Annotated in this window: 19 protein-coding genes; 7 read left to right on the top strand and 12 right to left on the bottom strand. The window is 29.2% G+C overall.

The features are described 5' to 3' along the window. A partial coding sequence (locus tag FBF10_RS07185) for a cache domain-containing protein (protein ID WP_207306564.1) occupies positions 1–912 on the bottom strand: 912 nt, incomplete at its 3' end. A gap of 268 nt (positions 913–1,180) precedes the next feature. Between FBF10_RS07185 and FBF10_RS07180 the strand changes: the two genes are divergently transcribed. From FBF10_RS07180 to FBF10_RS07170, 3 genes are read left to right on the top strand one after another with little or no spacing between them, the layout of a single operon-like run. Continuing rightward, positions 1,181–2,071, top strand: coding sequence for a zinc ABC transporter substrate-binding protein (locus tag FBF10_RS07180; RefSeq protein WP_002874274.1), 891 nt, complete (start codon positions 1,181–1,183; stop codon positions 2,069–2,071). Between the two features lie 12 nt (positions 2,072–2,083). Further along, positions 2,084–2,938 (top strand): metal ABC transporter ATP-binding protein, encoded by an 855-nt coding sequence (locus tag FBF10_RS07175; protein ID WP_002888532.1) that lies wholly within the window; start codon positions 2,084–2,086, stop codon positions 2,936–2,938. Further along, on the top strand, positions 2,931–3,734 hold the full coding sequence (locus FBF10_RS07170; protein ID WP_052804105.1) for a metal ABC transporter permease: 804 nt from the start codon (positions 2,931–2,933) through the stop codon (positions 3,732–3,734). The genes FBF10_RS07175 and FBF10_RS07170 overlap by 8 nt, the downstream gene beginning before the upstream one ends. Here FBF10_RS07170 and FBF10_RS07165 read toward each other — a convergent pair. The 11 genes from FBF10_RS07165 to FBF10_RS07115 form a co-directional block, all read right to left on the bottom strand. Beyond that, a complete protein-coding gene (locus FBF10_RS07165) occupies positions 3,723–5,054 on the bottom strand; it encodes an McrC family protein (protein WP_002868391.1) in 1,332 nt (443 codons plus the stop codon). The genes FBF10_RS07170 and FBF10_RS07165 overlap by 12 nt on opposite strands. Beyond that, on the bottom strand, positions 5,047–7,398 hold the full coding sequence (locus FBF10_RS07160; RefSeq protein WP_052804106.1) for an McrB family protein: 2,352 nt from the start codon (positions 7,396–7,398) through the stop codon (positions 5,047–5,049). The genes FBF10_RS07165 and FBF10_RS07160 overlap by 8 nt, the downstream gene beginning before the upstream one ends. Before the next feature lie 46 nt (positions 7,399–7,444). Then, positions 7,445–7,867, bottom strand: coding sequence for a ribosome maturation factor RimP (gene rimP / locus FBF10_RS07155; protein WP_052804107.1), 423 nt, complete (start codon positions 7,865–7,867; stop codon positions 7,445–7,447). Further along, the gene (gene rbfA / locus FBF10_RS07150; RefSeq protein WP_002778650.1) at positions 7,857–8,219 is read right to left on the bottom strand and encodes a 30S ribosome-binding factor RbfA; all 363 of its coding nucleotides are present in this window, start codon (positions 8,217–8,219) and stop codon (positions 7,857–7,859) included. The genes rimP and rbfA overlap by 11 nt, the downstream gene beginning before the upstream one ends. After that, on the bottom strand, positions 8,216–10,831 hold the full coding sequence (gene infB / locus FBF10_RS07145) for a translation initiation factor IF-2 (protein ID WP_002864659.1): 2,616 nt from the start codon (positions 10,829–10,831) through the stop codon (positions 8,216–8,218). Before infB ends, rbfA begins: the two co-directional genes overlap by 4 nt. Then, positions 10,818–11,075: a YlxR family protein gene (locus tag FBF10_RS07140; RefSeq protein ID WP_002859353.1), complete on the bottom strand. Its 258-nt coding sequence runs from the start codon at positions 11,073–11,075 to the stop codon at positions 10,818–10,820. Before FBF10_RS07140 ends, infB begins: the two co-directional genes overlap by 14 nt. Positions 11,076–11,099: 24 nt before the next feature. Then, on the bottom strand, positions 11,100–11,978 hold the full coding sequence (thrB, locus tag FBF10_RS07135) for a homoserine kinase (RefSeq protein ID WP_002888538.1): 879 nt from the start codon (positions 11,976–11,978) through the stop codon (positions 11,100–11,102). Positions 11,979–11,986: 8 nt separating this feature from the next. After that, complete coding sequence (locus FBF10_RS07130) at positions 11,987–12,388, bottom strand: tRNA (adenosine(37)-N6)-threonylcarbamoyltransferase complex dimerization subunit type 1 TsaB (protein ID WP_002851789.1); 402 nt, start codon at positions 12,386–12,388, stop codon at positions 11,987–11,989. 38 nt (positions 12,389–12,426) lie between these two features. Then, positions 12,427–13,311 (bottom strand): UDP-3-O-acyl-N-acetylglucosamine deacetylase, encoded by an 885-nt coding sequence (gene lpxC / locus FBF10_RS07125; RefSeq protein ID WP_002859351.1) that lies wholly within the window; start codon positions 13,309–13,311, stop codon positions 12,427–12,429. After that, positions 13,311–14,684: a M23 family metallopeptidase gene (locus FBF10_RS07120; RefSeq protein WP_002858680.1), complete on the bottom strand. Its 1,374-nt coding sequence runs from the start codon at positions 14,682–14,684 to the stop codon at positions 13,311–13,313. The genes lpxC and FBF10_RS07120 overlap by 1 nt, the downstream gene beginning before the upstream one ends. A gap of 79 nt (positions 14,685–14,763) precedes the next feature. Further along, entirely contained in the window at positions 14,764–15,591 is an 828-nt protein-coding gene (locus FBF10_RS07115; protein WP_002864662.1) for a prephenate dehydrogenase, read from the bottom strand. A 76-nt stretch (positions 15,592–15,667) separates the two neighbouring features. Here FBF10_RS07115 and bamA point away from each other — a divergent pair, with 76 nt between their 5' ends. The 4 genes from bamA to FBF10_RS07095 are packed head-to-tail and all read left to right on the top strand — an operon-like array spanning position 15,668 to position 19,912. Then, positions 15,668–17,887, top strand: a complete 2,220-nt coding sequence (gene bamA, locus FBF10_RS07110) for an outer membrane protein assembly factor BamA (protein ID WP_020246823.1) — start codon at positions 15,668–15,670, stop codon at positions 17,885–17,887. After that, a complete protein-coding gene (locus FBF10_RS07105) occupies positions 17,887–18,609 on the top strand; it encodes an inositol monophosphatase family protein (RefSeq protein WP_002888545.1) in 723 nt (240 codons plus the stop codon). The genes bamA and FBF10_RS07105 overlap by 1 nt, the downstream gene beginning before the upstream one ends. A gap of 9 nt (positions 18,610–18,618) precedes the next feature. Then, positions 18,619–19,461, top strand: coding sequence for an acetyl-CoA carboxylase, carboxyltransferase subunit beta (gene accD, locus FBF10_RS07100; protein WP_002857277.1), 843 nt, complete (start codon positions 18,619–18,621; stop codon positions 19,459–19,461). Position 19,462: 1 nt separating this feature from the next. Then, entirely contained in the window at positions 19,463–19,912 is a 450-nt protein-coding gene (locus tag FBF10_RS07095) for a 23S rRNA (pseudouridine(1915)-N(3))-methyltransferase RlmH (RefSeq protein WP_002857335.1), read from the top strand.

Raw genomic sequence — 19,912 nt, 5'->3', positions numbered from 1 at the left:
ATAAAGGAGGATGACGCTAATAGATATCATAACAATTAAGGCTATAACTTGTATATATGCTGCTTTAAATATAGGTTTATTTATAATATCAGCGCTTTCGGTAATACAAGCTGTATAAGCAAAGACTTTAGTACAAGCTCCAAGTCTTTCTTCATTATTTAACTTATAAGAGAAGAAGTTGTTATCACCATGAGCTTTATATGCATTTAAAACAGGAGAATGGTCTACCGAAGGATCTAATAAAGCTTCGTTGGTGGCTGCAAAAATTTTATCTTTATTATCAAAAACAAAGGTATTGCCTGGAGTTCTAGCGATTTGATCTTGTAAACTAGTTAATAAAATATCAATTCCTAAAACACCAATAAATTTACCATCCTTATAAAGAGCTTTAGAGTAAGTAATGCAGTATTCATTACTAATAGCATCAATATAAGCTGGGGTTATATAGATTTGATTACTATTTCTAGCTTCTTTATACCATTCCCTAGTAGTTGCATTATAGTTGTTGGCTTTTCCATTTATAGTTATATTAGTATTTTTTTTCTCGCTTAGATCACTACTCATGATATTTTCACCATTATCTAAACCAATATAAACAGCAAGCAAATTTCCACTATTGCGGTAGTATTTTAATATGGCCCCTACATTATTAACTATGTTATCTTGAGAATTTAGTGCTTCATAGGGTAATTTTAATATATCTTTTTCAAGAGTATTAAGCAAAGATATATTTCTGGATCTAAAATCCTCTATAGAAATTTGTGTTGCTTTAAGAAGTTCTGTTTCAGTATAAAGCGTACTTTGATACAAAGAATCTTTTGTAAAGTAAAAGCTAATGATGCTCAAAATACTTAAAGCAAAAATTGCAATTGAATTTGCAATAACAGAAAGTTTTATTTTAATACTATTCATTATTTTCCTTTTAAATTTAATTAATTTTTGTAAAAGAACTTTTAACATTAATTTTATAAAATATAAAATAATGCTAAATTTTCTTAAGAATTATAAATTAAAAAATCTAAATTTTTACTTAAATATAAAAGTGATAAAAAATTTCATTTAATAAATATTAAATTAATTTATATTTATTATTTTTATTTAAATAAATATCGCTTCGAAAATTCTATGTATTAAGCTTAATATCGTTATAATTTAAAAAATTTATATCGAAGGAAATATTTTGAAAAAAATTCTATTATTTATTTTATCTTTAGGGATATTTTATACTTTCATACAAGCTAAAAATTTAGAGCAAGAACAAAATACTAGTAGCAATTTAGTTAGTGTCAGTATAGCACCTCAAGCATTTTTTGTTAAAAAAATAGCTGCAAATACTCTAGATGTCAATGTTATTTTGCCCCCAAATAGCAATGAGCATAATTTTGAATTTAAACCAAGTACTATGAAAAAACTTGAAAAAAGTGATATTTATTTCACTATAGGCTTAGAATTTGAAAAAGTTTTTACGGATAAATTTAAACAAAATTTTTCAAAACTTCAAGTTGTAAATATGCAAAAAAACATAGCTTTGATTCAAACTCATGATACACATGAACACTCTCATGAGCATGAACACCACGAACATGAGCATTTTGATCCTCATACTTGGCTAGATCCTATTTTAGTCCAAACTATGGCTTTAAATATTTATGACACCTTGATTCAAAAATATCCACAAAATGAAAATTTATATAAAGAAAATTTAGATAAATTTTTAGCAGAATTAGATAGTTTAAATTTACAAATTGCCTCAAAATTAGAAAAATTAAAAAATAGAGAATTTGTAGTTTATCATCCTTCTTGGACATATTTTGCAAAACGCTATAATCTTACGCAAATTCCTGTAGAAATTTTAGGTAAGGAACCAAAAAGCAAAGATTTGCAAAAACTTATCACTCTAATGAAAGATAAAAATTTAAAAGTCATTTTTGTTCAAAATGGTTTCCCTGAAAATGCAGCAAAAACACTTGCTAAAGAATGTGATGCAAAAATTTACAAAATAGATCATTTATCTTATGATTGGGAAAATGAGCTTTTAAAAACTGCTGATGCCTTTTCTCATAATTTATAATCAGGTTTTTTGATGCTTTTTTTTGAAATTTCTAATCTAAACTACGCTTATAATAATGAAATCATCTTAAAAAACATCAGTCTTAGCTATGACAATAAAGACTTTCTCTCTATCATAGGTCCAAATGGTGCAGGAAAATCAACACTCGTAAAACTTATCTTAGGACTTTTAAAATCCAAAAATGAAATCCATTTCAAAGCTCTTCAAAGAAAAGAAATAGGCTATGTTCCTCAACACACTCTAGCCAATCCTAATTTTTGTCCAAGAGTACTTGAAATCGTTCTTATGGGACTTGTAAGTAAAAAAATTTTTGGTTTTTATGAGAAAAAAGATAAAGAAAAAGCTATGCAAGCTTTAAAAAGTGTAGGAATGGAAAAATTTTGGAACAAAACAATTGATTCTCTAAGCGGAGGACAAAGACAACGTGTTTTTATCGCAAGAGCCTTAGCTAGTGAATGTAAGATGCTTATTTTAGATGAACCTACCGCAAGCGTTGATAACAAGTCTGCTATACAAATTTTTGAACTTCTAAGCTCTTTGCACCAAAAAGGCATGGGAATTTTACTCATTTGTCACGATATCAACCTTGTATTAGCTTATAGCGATAAAATTGCACATTTAAACAAAGAACTTTTCTTACATACCAACACTAAAGAAAAAGAAAAAAGTTCATTTTTAAAACATTTATACGAAAACCACTCTCATTTTTGTGATGTAGAAATGAGTTTAAATACTTGTTTTTGCGATGAAGAAAATTGCGATAGTAAAAAACTATGCGAACAAGAATTTACAAGAAGAAATTTGAAAAAAACAGAATTTAAAAAAGAAAATTTTTGTTTAAAATTTTCAAAGGAAAATAATGCTTGAAATTTTAAATTTCACCTTTTTTCAAAACGCTTTACTAGGAGCGATTTTAGTCAGTATAGCTTGTGGGATCATAGGCACTTTGGTGATGATAAATCGCCTTTTTTCTATGGCTGGAGGTATAACACATGGGGCTTTTGGTGGTATAGGTATAGCTTTTTATTTCTCTTTACCTATTTTATTAAGCACGGGAATATTTACTTTATTTTTGGCTTTTTTAGTAGCTTTTTTAGCTAAACACTATGAACACAGAAGTGATAGTATTATCGCTGTAATATGGGCTTTTGGAATGGCTGTTGGGATTATTTTAATCGATTTAAGCCCTAGTTATAACACAGATTTAATGGCTTATCTTTTTGGGAGCATTTTGGCTGTAGGAACACAAGATTTATGGCTTATGGCTTTGGTTGATAGCGTGGTGGTGCTTTTGATCTTTTTATTTTATAGACAATTTGAAGCATTAAGCTTTGATGCGGAATTTGCAAAAGTTCGTGGTATCAATACAAGTTTTTTTCATTATCTTTTAATCGCCCTTATGGCTTTTTGCATAGTTATTTCCATACGCCTTGTAGGGCTTATTTTAGTTATGGCTTTACTTAGTATCCCAAGCTTTATTGCTGAAAATTTTACCAAAAGACTTGGCTTTATCATGATTTTGGCAAGTTTTTTAAGTATGATTTTTTGTATTTTAGGACTTATACTTAGCTATTATCTTAATCTCTCAAGCGGTGCTTGCATCATAGCTATAGCTTGCTTTGGTTTTTTAGTGCATTTGATAGGCAAATTTTTAAAAAGGTAAAGGTGCAAAAAATACTTGGACTTTTATATCTTTTTGCCCTTGTTCTTTAAAATACAAATGTTCGCTTGCTTTAAAAACAAAAAATTTTTCTGCGATTTTTCTTTGTAAATCTTGAGTTTTTTCACATAAAGGATACACAAGTTTAATATCATAAATTTTAAATTTGCAAGCATAAGCAAACATTTGATACAAATCGCTTTGTTCTATACCCTGTTTTTTCTCATTTTCACTATCATTTGGAATTTTCCATTTGGTATCTAGGATCATTTTATTTTCTATATATAAATCAGGCTTTAACATGAAACAATTTTCATCATTTTTTGAGATTAAATACTTTCCATTGTTTTGAACTTTAATATCTTGAGCTGGATTTACTTTTTTTAGCATATAAGCTACATAATCTTCAAAAATTTTCTCCATAGGAAAAAGCAAAGCAAAAGCTTCATTTTTACCATGATAAGGCATAAAACTTTCATTTTTTAAGAAAATTTTACACCACAAAAGCAAGTTTTCATAATAATCAAAATGTCTTGAAATTTTATAACTAAAATCTTTTTCATAATTTTTAGAAAATTCTACCTCATCGAGAATTTGCATAGATTTTATAAGTCTAAATTTATTCAAACTTGTTTTTGATTTTAAAAAATTTAGCGTTGATTTTATCAAACGATTGGGTGCTATATCTAAAACAAACTCATCATTGCTTGTAAAAAATCTTTCTTTGTGTATCAAATTTCGCTTGATATGCTCGTTAAATAGTAATTTTCCCTTTAAAAAAGCCCTATTTTCTTCGCAACTTAGATAAGATCTCATCAAGCCTTTTTTATATACGCTATCAAATTCATCTAAAAACATAGTGATAAACACTTCAAATAAAGGAATTTTAGAACTTTGCAAAGATGAAATTTGCGATTTTTTAAAGGGGGAGTTTTTTAAGGTTTTTAGCATATTTATCAAAAGATTTTTAGGATTAAATTTAAAATCTTTTTCATAAAAATCATTATTTTTAGAAATATTGTCTAATTCATAACATCTTCTTAGTTTTTCTTTGTCATGATTTGAAGAACTATCTTCTTTTTTATAACTATCTAAATTCGTGCATTTTGGCAAAATCTCCAAAACCCCGCTTTTAGTCTGTATAATGCCGACATAATTTTTAGCTTTTAAGGAATTTTTGTTTTTAAAGCCTAGAAGATTTTCATTATTTTTTGCAAAGTCTTCTAGCTCTTTATAAAACCCTTCGGCCTTTTCTTTGAAAATTTCTTTTAAATCTTCTTTAGAAAAAGCTTGGTATTCGATGATGGAAAAAGTGCTATTCATTTTCGTTTTTTAATTTATTTGCTATTTCATCATTATAAATTGCTTGATATATTTCTATTTTATCCCAAATTTTATCATCAAATGAAGCAATATTATAAATACTTCTCTCGCTATTAACACTATCTAGATTTTTTATTTTTTGAAGATATTTATCATCTTTTTTATCTTCTTTAATCATACCATTATGATTTAAAACCGCATTAATCAAAGCATAATCATTATAAAAATACTCTTGCAAAAGCGGAATAATTTTATTTTGAAAAACTTTTTTTAAATCTTCTAAATTTTCAACACTTACAAAAAATGCATGACCTATGGTTTTTTCTCTATCTAGTAAATATTCTATACGAGTGTTTATAGCTTTTAATAATTCTTGTAAATTAATACCTTCACAATCCATAGATAATTTGCTCACATCAGGCATCATCTCAATAAATTCAAATCTTCTTCTTAAAGCTGTATCAAGAGAAGTTATGCTTCTATCGGCTGTATTCATAGTGCCTATGATATAAACATTTTTAGGCACTCCAAATTTTTCACCGCTATAAGGCAAAGTCACTTTTAACTCTTCTTTTTCACCTATCCTTTTACTAGGTTCTATCAAGGTTATAAGCTCACCAAAAATCTTACTCACATTACCGCGATTAATCTCATCTATGATGATTATGTAAGATTTTAAAATTTCTTTTTTTATTTTAAATTTTTCATTTTGTATATTTTCAAATTCTTTTAATTTATTATAAAACATAAAATAGTAAATTGCATTACCATGATAATCACTTTGACTATCATATTTTGGTTTAATATCTTTAAAAGATAGAATTTTTTTATTTTTAAAATTTAGATAATCTCTTTTTATAATATCTATAGTTAAGCTTTGAGGACTTTTAATTGAACCACCCAATGAAAAAGAACGATATTCATCTTTAAAGTTTAAAAGAATTTTTTTAATACTAACTTTATTTTCTAAAGGAAATTCATTTCCTTTATTTAAAAAATCTTGATTAATATAATTAGCAAATTCAAAAATTAATTTATCTAAATCAATTTCATTTTCATTTTGCATTGATAAAATATAATTTTTCAAAGATTTATCACATAATTCTTTAAAAATTCCATCTTTTACATCATATTTTACTTCTTGAGAATTTTCATCATTGTCTATTATAGGCTTTATACCTTCTACAAATTCTTCATATCCATAGCTTTGATGAAAAGTGGTAAATACTATTTGTCCCTTTCTTACATACTCATCAAATTTTGCTTTTTTCTCATCTCTACTTTCTAAATTTTCACCTAAAATTTCTAAAGCTTTATCTATAGTATGATAAGTTTTTCCTGTCCCTGGAGGTCCATAAAGAATTTGATTTAATGGTATAATTTTCATATTTGATTCCTCAGATTGCACTCTTTCAGTTATAAAAATATCTTGTTCATAATAATCAATCAAAAAAGCTCTATAATAATTCAATGCACTAGAATACATATTGTGTCCATTGCTATTTTTTAACTTAAATTCTTCATTTTTATTTAATTTATTTATATTTTGATCAAAACTAAATAAATCACAACTATATAGATTTTCTTTTAAAAATTCTTTTGATATATTTTCTATAACTTGAATATATTTATTTATAGTATTTTTATCTAATTTCTTTTTATTTAAATATTCACTAAATAAATTTTTCATTTTATCTATATAATTTTGACTATCCATGCCATATTTATTCCATAAAGGAATAGCTATATTTTCTATCATTTTAACTAATGATAAATTTTTATTCTCTAATAATTTTTTATGTATTTGATATATTTTTAATTTTTCTTTAAATTCATTTAAAGATATTAAATCTAAAACATTTTTAGAAAAAATATTAACTATTTTTATATTCTTTACATCTTGATAATGAAAAGCTATTTTCCATTTAATTGCATCCCCAAAATCTATTTTTTCTATAGTTTTTAAATTATTATCTTGACTTGCTTGTATTATTTGTATGATTTTTTCTTTGATATTATTAAATGCTTCATTTTCATTATTGCCATATTTAGCAATCCAAGCATAATTTTGACTATATAATCTACCGCTAGAAGATTCTTTCTGACTTTCATCATTTCTTCTATATATACCAAATTTAAAAGCTGAGCCACCCCAAATACTTCCTAGATTATCCAATTTACTTTCTATCCAAAAAGTAAAATCATCTCTATTTGGATTATCTTTTTTAATGTTAGTATATTCTTCAAGAGTCATATTTTTAACTTTTTCTAAAGTCCATACTTCTTGAAAATTTAAAAAGCCATCAAGCATTTCTTGTAATTTTTTTTCATCTAAATTCCACATTACCAAATCCTTAAATTATGTTATTTTTAAATCATATTTAGATTTCTTACCACTCCACAAAGGTTCTAGCTTTTTTTATATCATTAAAATTTATAGTAGTTTTTTCTTGAGTTTCTAAATTTTCTAAGATGATATTTTCATCATCTACAGCAATGATTTTTGCTTCGAATTTTTCTTTTTCATTGGTTGCAATCTTCACAAGTTCACCTATACTTTTAGCAAAGTGTTCTATCTTGCTAAGTTTTCTTTCAAGTCCTGGTGAAGATACTTCTAAAAAATACTCCCCATTTACAGGTGGCTCTACATCAAAAATAGGCGATAAAATTTCACTAAGTCTTGCACAATCATCAAGATTTACCCCGCCTTCTTTTTGCACATAAATTCTATAAATTTTTCTGCCATTTTCACTTACTAGCTCATCATCATAAAAACTAAGTCCTGTTTCTTTGCAAAGGGCTTCAAGATTCATTTTTATCCTTTTTTATTTTTTCAAAAAGTGCATCCATATGGTTTTGATACTCAAGTCTATCATCAAATTTAAAATGAAAATTCGGACACCTATACCAACCCTGCTCACTCATGCAGTAATTTTGCAAAGCTCTACTTGCCTTTTTTAAAGAAGATAAAATTTTTTCTTGCTCATGAACATTAAAAAACATCTTATCAAGATACACAAAAGCATCGTATCTGCCTTTTTTACACTCTACATCCACTACACACAAATTTTTCAAATTTTCATCATCTAAATTTGCTAAAGCTTCAGGGATCAGCTCTTTTAAGATACTTTCAGTGCGTAGTTTTTTAATCTCACTTGGGTTCATAGACTTGCTTGTTCCTCTACTTCTTTATAGCTTTCTATATAATCACCCACTCTCATATCATCACACCCTTCTATACCTACGCCACACTCATAGCCTTTTGCCACTTCTTTAGCATCATCTTTAAAGCGTTTGAGTGAACTTACATTGCCTTCATAAACCACAACTCCATCACGGATAAGGCGAATTTTAGCTCCACGGTTAATCACCCCTTCAGTTACCATACAACCTGCGATTTGTCCGATTTTTGGCACATTAATCACTTGTCTAATCTCTGCTTGTCCTAATTGCTCTTCAGAAATAATCGGACTCATCATACCACCAAGTAAGGCTTTTACATCGTCTAAAAGATTATAAATTACATTATAAGTTTTAATTTCTACGCCTTTATCTTTAGCACGCTCTTTAACTTCCCCTGTTGGGCGTATGTTAAAACCTAATACTATAGAGTTTTCACTCGCACTTGCAAGCTCTATATCACTTTGCGTGATTCCTCCTACCCCACTATGAATGATATTCACTTTAATCTCATCATTTCTAAGTTTTTCTAAACTTGCTTTTAAGGCTTCTAAAGATCCTTGTACATCAGCTTTTAAAATAACAGGCAAGGCTTTTAGATTGCCTTCTTTAATCTTAGCTCCAAGCTCATCAATGCTAACTTTAGTAGATTTACTAAGTTCTTTTTGGCGATTGTATTCGTGGCGTTTATTAGCGTATTCTCTTGCTTCTTTATCGGTTTTTACTGCAATTAAAATTTCACCTGCATCTGCTACTTCACTAAGTCCTACGATAACCCCACATTCACCTGGTTTGATTTCTTTTAAAGCTTTACCTTGATCATCGCTCATCGCACGCACTTTTCCATAAGCCTCGCCTGCAACCACAGTACTTCCTACAGTAAGTGTTCCATTTTGCACGATGACAGTAGCCACCGCACCACGCCCTTTTTGCACAGAACTTTCTATAATGCTTGCTTTAGCAAAACTTTTTGGATTGGCTTTAAGTTCTAAAATATCAGCTTGTAAAAGCACGATTTCAAGCAAATCTTCAATCCCCATTCCTGTTTTAGCCGAAACTCCTACAAATTCATAAGATCCGCCCCATTCTACTGGCATGATTTCCATTTCTGCGAGTTGAGTTTTTACCATATCGGGATTTGCTGCTTCTTTATCCATTTTATTAATAGCAATAATAATAGGCACACCTGCTGCTTTAGCATGATTTATCGCTTCTTTGGTTTGTGGTTTTACCCCATCATCTGCGGCTACAACGATGATTACAATATCAGTGATACTTGCACCCCTTGCACGCATAGCAGTAAAAGCTTCGTGACCTGGAGTATCGATAAAAGTAATTTTACGCCCGTTTTTTTCTACCATATAAGCACCCACGTGCTGAGTAATACCCCCTGCTTCACCACTTGCAACGCGTGATTTTCTAATATAATCTAACAAAGAAGTTTTACCATGATCAACATGCCCCATGATGGTAATCACAGGTGCTCTAGTCACTAAATCTTTTTCATCAGTCTCTTCTTCATAGTCTTTTACATAATCAAACTCATCAGCCTCGTTAATGATATTGATCTCTATACCAAATTCAGCAGCCAAAATTTCAATCGCATCTTCATCTAAGAAATCATTTTTTGTTGTCATCATTCCAAGCATGAAAAGTTTTGAAATCACTTCACTAGTGCTTTTTCCTATCTTATCAGCGAATTCATACACACGAATTTCTTTAGAAATAGCAACGCTACCTACTTCTTCTACTTCCTTTTTTTCAATCTTTTTAGATGGTTTTTTACGACTTCTTCTTTGAATTCCACCTTCAAACCCAAAACCCGCAGAATTTCCAACAGCTTGTCTTATAAAATTAGGTTGTTTTTTATTGATATTTTGTGGTTTTTCTTGTTCTTTTACACTAAAATCAGGTAATACTACCTCATCTTCATCATCTAAAGAAATATCACCAAAATCATGTTCATCTAAAAAATTCATTTTTTCGGTACTTTCTTTTTTACTCGCAACAAAAGATTTTTTTTCTTTTTTCTTTTTCTTTAAACTCTCATCAGCATTTGAAAACATAGTTTTTAAACTTAAGCGCTCTTCATTATTGATAGATATATCATTTGAATTTTTTACTTCTTCTTTTTTAACTTGAATTTCTTCTTCGTCTTTTTTCTTTTTAACAATAACAAGTCCGCGCCTTTTGGCTAAAGTTGCACTAGCAAGGCTTTGTGGCTTATGAGCATCAATAATTTCTTGTTTTTCTTCCTCTTTTGCATTTTCTTTTTCAATTTTTAATTCTTCTTTTTTAACTTCTTGTTTAAGCTTTTCTTCTTTTTTAGGTTCTTTTTTTTCAGATTCATTTAGCTTTTCTTGTTCTTTTATATTTTCTTTTTTAGGCTTTTTTGCTGTAGGAGTTTTGATATTTTTCTTAAAAGCTTCTGGAATTTCTCTTGTTTGTATATACTCATAAATAGCTGCCGCAATCTCAGGTTCTACAGCATTTGATGCTGTTTTAATTCCAAGTCCTAATTCATTTGCCTTTTCAATAATTTCCTTACTATCATAACCTAATTCTTTTGCGATTTCATGAATTCTAATCTTTGCCATTTAAAAATATCTCCTTAAGTCCTTGCTGAGTAATTTTAGTATTTAAATTTTTACATATTTTAGAAAATGCTTTTTGTAAGACTTTATCTTCTCTCTCAATACAATTTTGACATAAATATCCGCTTCTTCCATGTTCTGCTTTAGGCACAATATCTCCTAAAACAACTTTAAATCTAAATAACATATTTTGCTCAAAGCGGTTTTTACACACTATGCACATTCTAATTGGTATATGTTTTTTCAAAATTATATCTTTTTTTTATATTTTTTAGCAAATTTCAAAGCCATTATCATCAAATTCTAAATATTGCACACGAAAATCTTTAAATTTTGTTTGTATTTTCTTTGCCAAAGCTAAAGCGTCATCTTTAAAAGCTAAAGAAAAAAAGCTCGATCCCGAACCTGAAAGTGTGCTCATTAAAGCTTTATTTTCTAAGGCAAATTTTTGCACTTCAAAAAGCTCGGGTAAGTTTTTCATACGATTGATTTCATGGAGCTTATCTTGACTTGCAAATTTTAAAAATTCATATTTTTTCTCCAAAAAACAAGCGGTTAAAAATGAAGCATGAGAAAGGTTGAAAACCGCATCATTAAAACTTAAATTTTTGGCCAAAGCTTGGCGTGATTGTTCCGTGCTCATTGCCAAATTTGGGATCACAACCACAGCAGCTAAATCTTTATCAATCTCTTTTTTGATACTATAAACTTTATTTTTTTCAACCAAAGAACACACAAAACCACCAAGAGTAGCTGGAGCGATATTATCTGGATGGTTTTCATAAATTAAAGCTTCATCTAAAATACATTCTTTTTCTACCTTAAATCCACTCATATAATAAGCACTGGCAATAGCTCCAACAATCACAGCTGAAGAGCTTCCTAATCCTCTTGAAAGAGGAATGTTATTTTGAAAAATAAAACGAAAATTATCTTTTTTTCCGCTTAGTTTTTCATAAATTTCATAAAAAATATTTACAAATATATTGTTTTTTTTAAGAAAAATATTATCACTTCCCTCGCCTCCAATACTAATGCTAAAAACACCTGATTTTTGGATTTGAGTTTCATTAAAAAGCTTTAAACTAAGTCCTAAACAATCAAAACCTGGCCCTAAATTCGCACTCGTAGCCGGAACTAAAATTTTCAAATTTCATCCTAAATTGCATCTAAAAAATAAAAGGGAAGATTATCATTATTTAGTTTAAGCTCTTGTAAATTTTTTGGTAAAAAAAACTCTGCTGGGATATTTTGCTCTAAACAAATTTCACCTTCCTTATATACAAAACAAAAATTTTTATTTGCACTTATGGGTTTATAGCCATTTAATTCAAAAGCACTCACCGCAAATAAAGGAATATTTTTTACTATACTTAAAGTACTCAAACTTACATAAGAAATTTTAATCCCCATATAAGAACCTGGACCATTAGCATAGATTAAACTTGTAAAATCATATTCTTTAAGCAATTCATCTAAAATTTTTGGTAAAAATTCGCTTGCTTTTTCTTCACTTTTATAAGTTTTTATAAGTTTATCATCTTGATAAATTCCGATCATTAAAGGCTTAGATAAAGTATTAAGTAAAAGAGAAGTTTTTATGCAAATACCTTTTCATAAGCTTTTTGGGTTGTTTTTTCAAGGCTTACAATTTCATAAGCATCTTTATCTTTTAAAACTTCTTTAGTAAGTAAATGATTTAAATGATGACTCCCAGCATATGAAGTATAATCCCCAAAAACACGATATCCAAGTAAGGTTAAATCTCCAATTGCATCTAAAATTTTATGTCTTACAAACTCATCTTTGAAACGCAAACCTTCAGGATTTAAAATACGATTTTCATCTACCACTATAGTATTTTCTAAACTTCCACCTAGTGCTAAATTCATACTCCTAAGAGCTTGAACATCTTTTAAAAAACCAAAAGTCCTAGCCCTTGCTATGTTTTCTATATAATTTTTTTTGCTGAATTCAAAATTGTAACTTTGTTCACCTATAACAGCATTGTCAAATTTAATCGTATAGTTAATACGGGGTTCTTTAGTAGGAGTTAAACGCACAAATTTATTACCATCTCTTACTTCTATAGGCTTTTTAATTACCATAATTTTTTTAGGTGCATCAAGTTCTTTTACCCCTGCTTCATCAAGCATCATACAAAAGCTAATACTTGATCCATCCATAACAGGAGCTTCATTTGCATTTAAAACTATGCGTACATTATCGATTCCATAAGCATTAATCGCACTCATTAAATGCTCTATTGTAGAAATAAATCCACGATCATCTCCTAAAACAGTTGCCATTTGAGTATTGATCACATTTTCAGGACTTGCCTTATAGCTTGCATTAAGATCACTTCTAAAAAATACTATACCACTATTTGCTTCTAAAGGCTCTAAAGTAATTTCTATGGGTTCACCCTTATGAAGTCCTATACCTACACCTTTGACAGTTTTTGCTAAAGTTAATTGTTTCATTAATTTTTTCCTAAAATTATCTTTTTACCATCATTTAAAACATTGTAAATATTATTTTCTATCCATTTTTTATCTTGCCATTGTTCAGGACGCGTTTCAACCCCTTGAACCAAAACTCCAAAATGCAAATGATCGCCTAAGGCTAAACCACTTGTTCCTGTTTTGCCTATAATGCTTTGTTTATTAATCATTTCATCTAAATCAACATTTTTAGAAGAACAGTGCCCATAAAGACTATATACTCCAAAACCATGATAAACAATTAAATTTAAACCATAAATTCCATTTTCAGCAGCAAAAACAACCTTGCCTGCGTTATTACTTATGATAGGAGCTTGTGCTACGCTTGCTAGATCAAGTCCCATATGATAAGAATCACTCACAAATTGCCCATTATAAGAATAATACCTATGATCAGCAAAATCCGCTACTTTCATACCATTTTTAAGAGGTAAAAATAAATTCAAATCAAAATTATCAATTTTTTCCTCAGGTACTTTTGAAGTGATTTCATGGATAAGTTTTTCATTGCTATTTCTTAAAGTTTCATTGACAAACTTAAATTTTTCATAACGATTGAGATTATTATCTTTTGGAGCGTACTGATTTGCTAAATTCTCAATCTTTCCATCTAAAAATTTATCCGTTAGATTGATATTTGAAACACGATATTTACGATTAACAAAATAATACCTTATACGTTCTTTTGAAATATTGCCCGCTTTATCCGTAGCGATAACAAATGCACGAAATTCCTCATCTCTTGCATCCCAAGCAATCAAAGCCGCATAATATCCTTCTTTTACATAAGGTGTGGCTTTAAAGATTTTACCTTTATTTGTTTCTATATACACCTTATCTAAATTAGCATCATCAGCCTTAAAAACAACTGCCCCAGCACCACCTTGCTCGATTTGGTAAGAATTGCTTATGATATTGATTTTTGGAGCCGTATTATCTACTAATACCGCAATTTGTTTTCTTGCTTCATTGCCACTAAAAAAATTCCAAAAACTAGAATCTTTAGCTATCACCTCCAAAACAAAAGATTTTACATTTTCTTTGTAACCAAATTTTGGCAAAGCAACTTGTAAGGTAATATCTTTTAAATTAGAAATCTTTTCATCTGCTATAACCATTGCACTAGTATTGTCGTCTTTATGCAATATAATTTGTACATTTTTGATAGAACTTTCATCATCTTTAATATGCACTAAAATAGGTTTTTTAAGATCAGTATATACAACATCTGGCATTAAAATTTGAGGAGGATTTTTTTCAAAAATACTTAATCTTGAAATAAAAAAAATCAAAATTGCTATTAAAACTAAAATTAAAACAGATAAATAAGTTTTGCCTTTTCTTTTTGCCATAACCTTCCTTAAAAATTTTCAATATTTTTGTTGCTTTTAATATAAATTCTATTATATTTTCAGTAAATATCTAGCAAATTTATAAAATTTCTCTTAGAGTATTAGCCTGTTTCATCCATTCTCTTAATTCATCATTTTTGTCTAATTGTATCATTTGTTTACATCTCTCTAATTCTTGTTGAAAAAAATCAATAGAACTTAATAAATTATCTTTATTTTGTAAAAAAATACTTTCCCACATTTGTGGCGATGATTTGGCAATTCTGCTCATGCCTTTAAAAGATCCTCCAGCTAAATGAACAATATTTCTTTTATCCTCTTCTTTCATTACAAAATTTGCCAAAGAAAAACTTATAACATGAGGCAAATGAGAAATAATAGCAGCATGATGATCATGGGCTTTACTATCCATAAAAACAATTTTCATCCCTAAATGAGAAAAAATTTCTACTGCTCTTTTTTGATGCAAATCATCAGCTATTTCACTATCGCAAAGAACACAAACTGCATCTTTATAAAGCTCTTTAAAAGCCGCTTTTGGACCTGAATTTTCAGTTCCTGTCATAGGATGAGCAAAAAGAGTTTGTTTGATTAAATTCTTAGGCAAACTTTCTATAATTTTTCTTTTTGTACTTCCAAGCTCTATAATTGTTACATTAGAAGGCAAATCAACTAACTTTTGCAAAATTTCTATAATAGCATTAACAGGAGTTGCGACAAAAATCATATCACATAAAGCTAAATCTTTAAATTCTATAAGCTCATGAATAAGACCTAATTGCAGGGCATCTTTTTCATTTTCTTTGCTTAAATCCATACCATAAACACAAGAAATAAGCTTATTTTCTTTCAAACAAAGCCCTAAAGATCCACCCATAAGCCCAAGCCCTATAATTGCTATTTTCATACTTTCTACCTTAGTTTTTTTGTTAAATTTTTTTTGCTATTATACAGCTTTTAATAAAGCTTTAGGTAAAAAATCAATGAAAAAACATCTTATTAGTATTTGTGCTTTAGTTGCTATGGCCAATGCAGCAACCATTAAAGATATTAAATTTATCGGATTAAATCATTTATCGAACACAAGCGCTATAAATATCGCGGGGCTTAAAATAGGCGAGGAAATAAATCCTGCAAAAATCAACACTGCTATTCTTAATCTTTATAAACAAAATTATTTCGAAAATATTGCAGTAGAAAACAACAATGGAATTTTGGAAATTATAGTTACTGAAAAACCAACTATAGCAAAGGTTAGTATAACAGGTATAGCTTCCAATGATAGAAAACAAGTTGAAAGTATTTTAGGGATTAAAAGAGGTACACTACTTGATGAAGGAAGTATAAAAGAAGCTATTGAACGCATTAAAGCTTATTATGAAGCAAAAAGTTATTTTGATACTATTATAGAATACAAAAAAAAGACTTTAGAAAATACTGATGGACTAGAGCTTGAATTTATAGTAAATCGTGGCGAAAATATCATTATTGATAATGTTCATTTAAGTGGAGCCAAGAAATTTTCATATTCTGATATAGAACCTGCTGTTGTTAACAAAGAAAAAGAATTTATGGGATGGATGTGGGGACGCAATGATGGAAAATTAAAAGTTTTTGAACTTAGTAACGATAGTTCAAGAATTGCTGATGAATATATGAAAAAAGGATATTTAGATGTTCAAGTATCCTCCCCTTATCTTAAAACCTACACAGATACTTATCAAGCAAATTTGACTTATTTTATCAAAGAAGGAAAGCCTTATAAAATTAAAAGTATAAGCATAGAAAATCCTTTATTTGATGATAAGCAAAATGCACAAACCGTAAAAGATTTAAGATCAAGCGCTGGCAAAACTATCAATATCGAAGACATTAGAAAAGATGTTAAAACCATAGAAACACAAAGTGCTGATTTGGGTTATGCGTTTGTAGAAGTCTATCCTGATATTCAAAAAAATGATCAAACTCAAGAAGCCACCGTTGTATTTAAAGTAATCCCTCACGATAAAGTTTATATAAGAAATGTTATTATTTCAGGAAATTCACGCACCGTAGATCGCGTCATACGCCGAGAATTATATATAACAGAAGGTAATTTATACAATAGAACAGACTTAAGCGAGTCAAAAAATGCTTTAAAAAGAACTTCTTATTTTGACGATGTAAATATCAAAGAAGAAAAAGTTGATGATACACATATTGATTTGATTGTTGATGTTAAAGAAGCTTCTACAGGAGCTATTTCTGGAGGCATTGGCTATGGATCAAGCGATGGTATTTTGCTTAACGCTTCTTTATCGGATACAAATATCTTTGGTTCAGGAATAAAAAGCTCTGTAAGCGTAGATAAAAGCGATGATACTTTATCGGGAAGGATTAGTCTCGTAAATCCACGCGTTCTTGATAGTCAATATAGTCTGGGTGGAACACTTTATTCAAATGACTATGAATGGGATAATTATTCAGAAAAAAATTACGGCTTTGATATAACAGTTGGACGCCAATTTGCAAGATACTATAATGTAAGCTTAACTTATAATCTTGAACAAAGCGATATATATCACTTAAGTCCAACTCTTTTAAGAACAGGATATGAACTTGGCAAAAGTATTAAAAGCTCTATAACTCCAGCAATCACCTTTAACAATACAGATGATTATTATCTGCCACGATCAGGTATTATTGCTTCAACTAGTTTAGAATACGCTGGACTTGGCGGAGATCAAGAATTTATTTCATCAAGCTCTAAATTTAACTTTTATCAAGGTTTGCAAGACTATATAGGATATGATCTTATTTATCGCTATAAAGCGAGTTTTTATAAAGTATGGGATGAAGGTTATTTACCAATTAACCAAAGAATTTATTTAGGTGGTATTAGATCGATACGCGGTTTTGAAAGCAGAACAGTAAGTCCTAAAAATCAATGGGGAGATGAAATAGGCGGAACCATAGCTTTTGCCAATTCCGTAGAACTTAGTTTTCCTTTGATTGATAGAATCAAACTTCGTGGTAGCGTGTTTTTTGATTATGGTATGATAGGGCGTAAAAATTTAGATGAAATAAAAAGAATGAGTACAGGTATAGGCATTGAATGGATTACACCTATTGGACCTTTACAACTTGTATTTGCCAAACCTCTTAATGATAAAAAAGGTGATGATACTAATAGTTTTGAATTTAATCTTGGAACACGCTTTTAATGAAAGAATTTTTAGATGCTTGCTTGAATGCAAATTTGCAAATACGCAAGTATCTAAACAATATCCCACAAAATGATCTTAAACTTTGCTCTAAATTAGGCTATGATAAAAATCAAGGCTATGAGCTTGACTTAAAATGTGAACAAATTTTCATAAAATATCTTAGTTGTTTTGGACAAATTTTTTCTGAAGAAAGCGGATTGATCGGAAAAGCTAGCCCAAAACAAATGATTCTTGATCCTTTGGATGGAAGTTCAAATTTTGTTTCTAAAATACCATTTTATGGAACTTCTATAGCTCTTATGGAAAAAGATCAGGCAAAAAGTGCTTTTGTTTGCAATCTTGTCAGTCAAGAAATTTTTGCTTTTAATAACAATCAAGCTTTTAAATCCAATCTTTCCGATCCAAAATACTCACCCTTAACACCTAATCTATTTTCTAAAATAGGTATAGTTGAAAAAATTTCACTTTATCCAAAACTTCTCGATTTTTTAACAAAAAATCAATTAAAATTTCGCTCTTTGGGTGCAACAGCCTTAAGTCTCGCTTATGCTTCGTATTTTAGTTTTGTATTAATTCTTGGAAAAACACGAATTTTTGATACAGCAGCTGCTTTAGCAATTCATCAAAATTTATATATAGAAAAAAATGAAAATTTCCTTCTCCTAAGCCAAGACAAAAAAATTTTTGATATAATCTTGGAATTTTTAAAAAATAATTAGGTGAATATTATGAATTTTGCAGATATTTTTTCAAAAATAAGAAGACAACAACCTAGTATTAAAGAAGCTCCAAATCACTGGGTAAAATGCCAAAGTTGTCATGCTTTGATGTATTATAAAGAAATAGAATCTTGTTTTAATGTTTGTCCTAAATGCAATTATCACATGAGAATTTCAGCTGATGAACGTATTAAACTTTTAAGCGATGAAGGCAGTTTTATTGAGTATGATGCAAATTTAGAAGCTATAGATCCTTTAAAATTTGTTGATAGTAAATCCTATAAAAAACGCCTTAGCGAAGGTGAAAGTAAAACAGGTAGAAAAAGTTCTGTCATCAGTGGAGAATGTGAAATCAATGGTTTAAAAACCCAACTTGTTGTATTTGATTTTTCTTTTATGGGCGGATCTTTAGGTTCTGTTGAAGGAGAAAAAATCGTTAGAGCTATACAAAGAGCCATCACAAGCAAAACCCCTCTTGTCATCGTAAGTGCAAGCGGTGGAGCTAGAATGCAAGAAAGTACTTATTCTTTAATGCAAATGAGCAAAACTAGCGCTGCACTTAAACTTCTTAGCAAAGAAAAACTTCCTTATATTAGCATTTTAACCGATCCTACTATGGGTGGGGTAAGTGCTTCTTTTGCTTGGCTTGGAGATTTAATCATTGCTGAACCTGAAGCTTTAGTAGGTTTTGCTGGTGCAAGAGTTATTAAACAAACTATAGGAGCAGATTTACCTGAAGGTTTTCAAAAAGCAGAGTTCTTGTTAGAACATGGACTTATAGATGCCATAGTTGAAAGAGGAGAACAAAAACAATATCTTAGCGATGTACTAAAATTTTTTAGTGGAAAATAATTTGCAAGTTAATATCTTTTGTATTCAAAAAAGTGATGAATTTAAAACTTGGAGTGAGAAATACTCTAAACTCATCTCCAAATACGCCACTTTAAAAGAAATAAATGTTTTTAATAAAAAAATAGCCTTAGCTCAAAATTTAAATGCCATAGAAGCAAAAAAAAGCTATGAAGAAGCTTTTATGCCTTATAAAAAAGGCTATTGTATCGCTCTTGATGAAAAAGGGAAAGATCTTACAAGTATAGAATTTGCAAAACTCATCCAAGATAAAAATGAATTAAGTTTTTTTATAGGCGGTGCTTATGGTTTAAGAGAAGAATTTAATCAAAGTTTGGATTTTAGACTATCATTAAGCAAACTTACTTTAGCACATCAATTTGTTAAAACCTTACTTTTAGAACAAATTTATCGTGCATTTTGCATCAACAACAATCACCCTTATCACAAATAG

The organism is Campylobacter sp. CFSAN093249 (assembly GCF_011067895.1).
Lineage (GTDB): Bacteria > Campylobacterota > Campylobacteria > Campylobacterales > Campylobacteraceae > Campylobacter_D > Campylobacter_D jejuni.
This window is presented reverse-complemented; position numbering and strand designations above follow the sequence as displayed.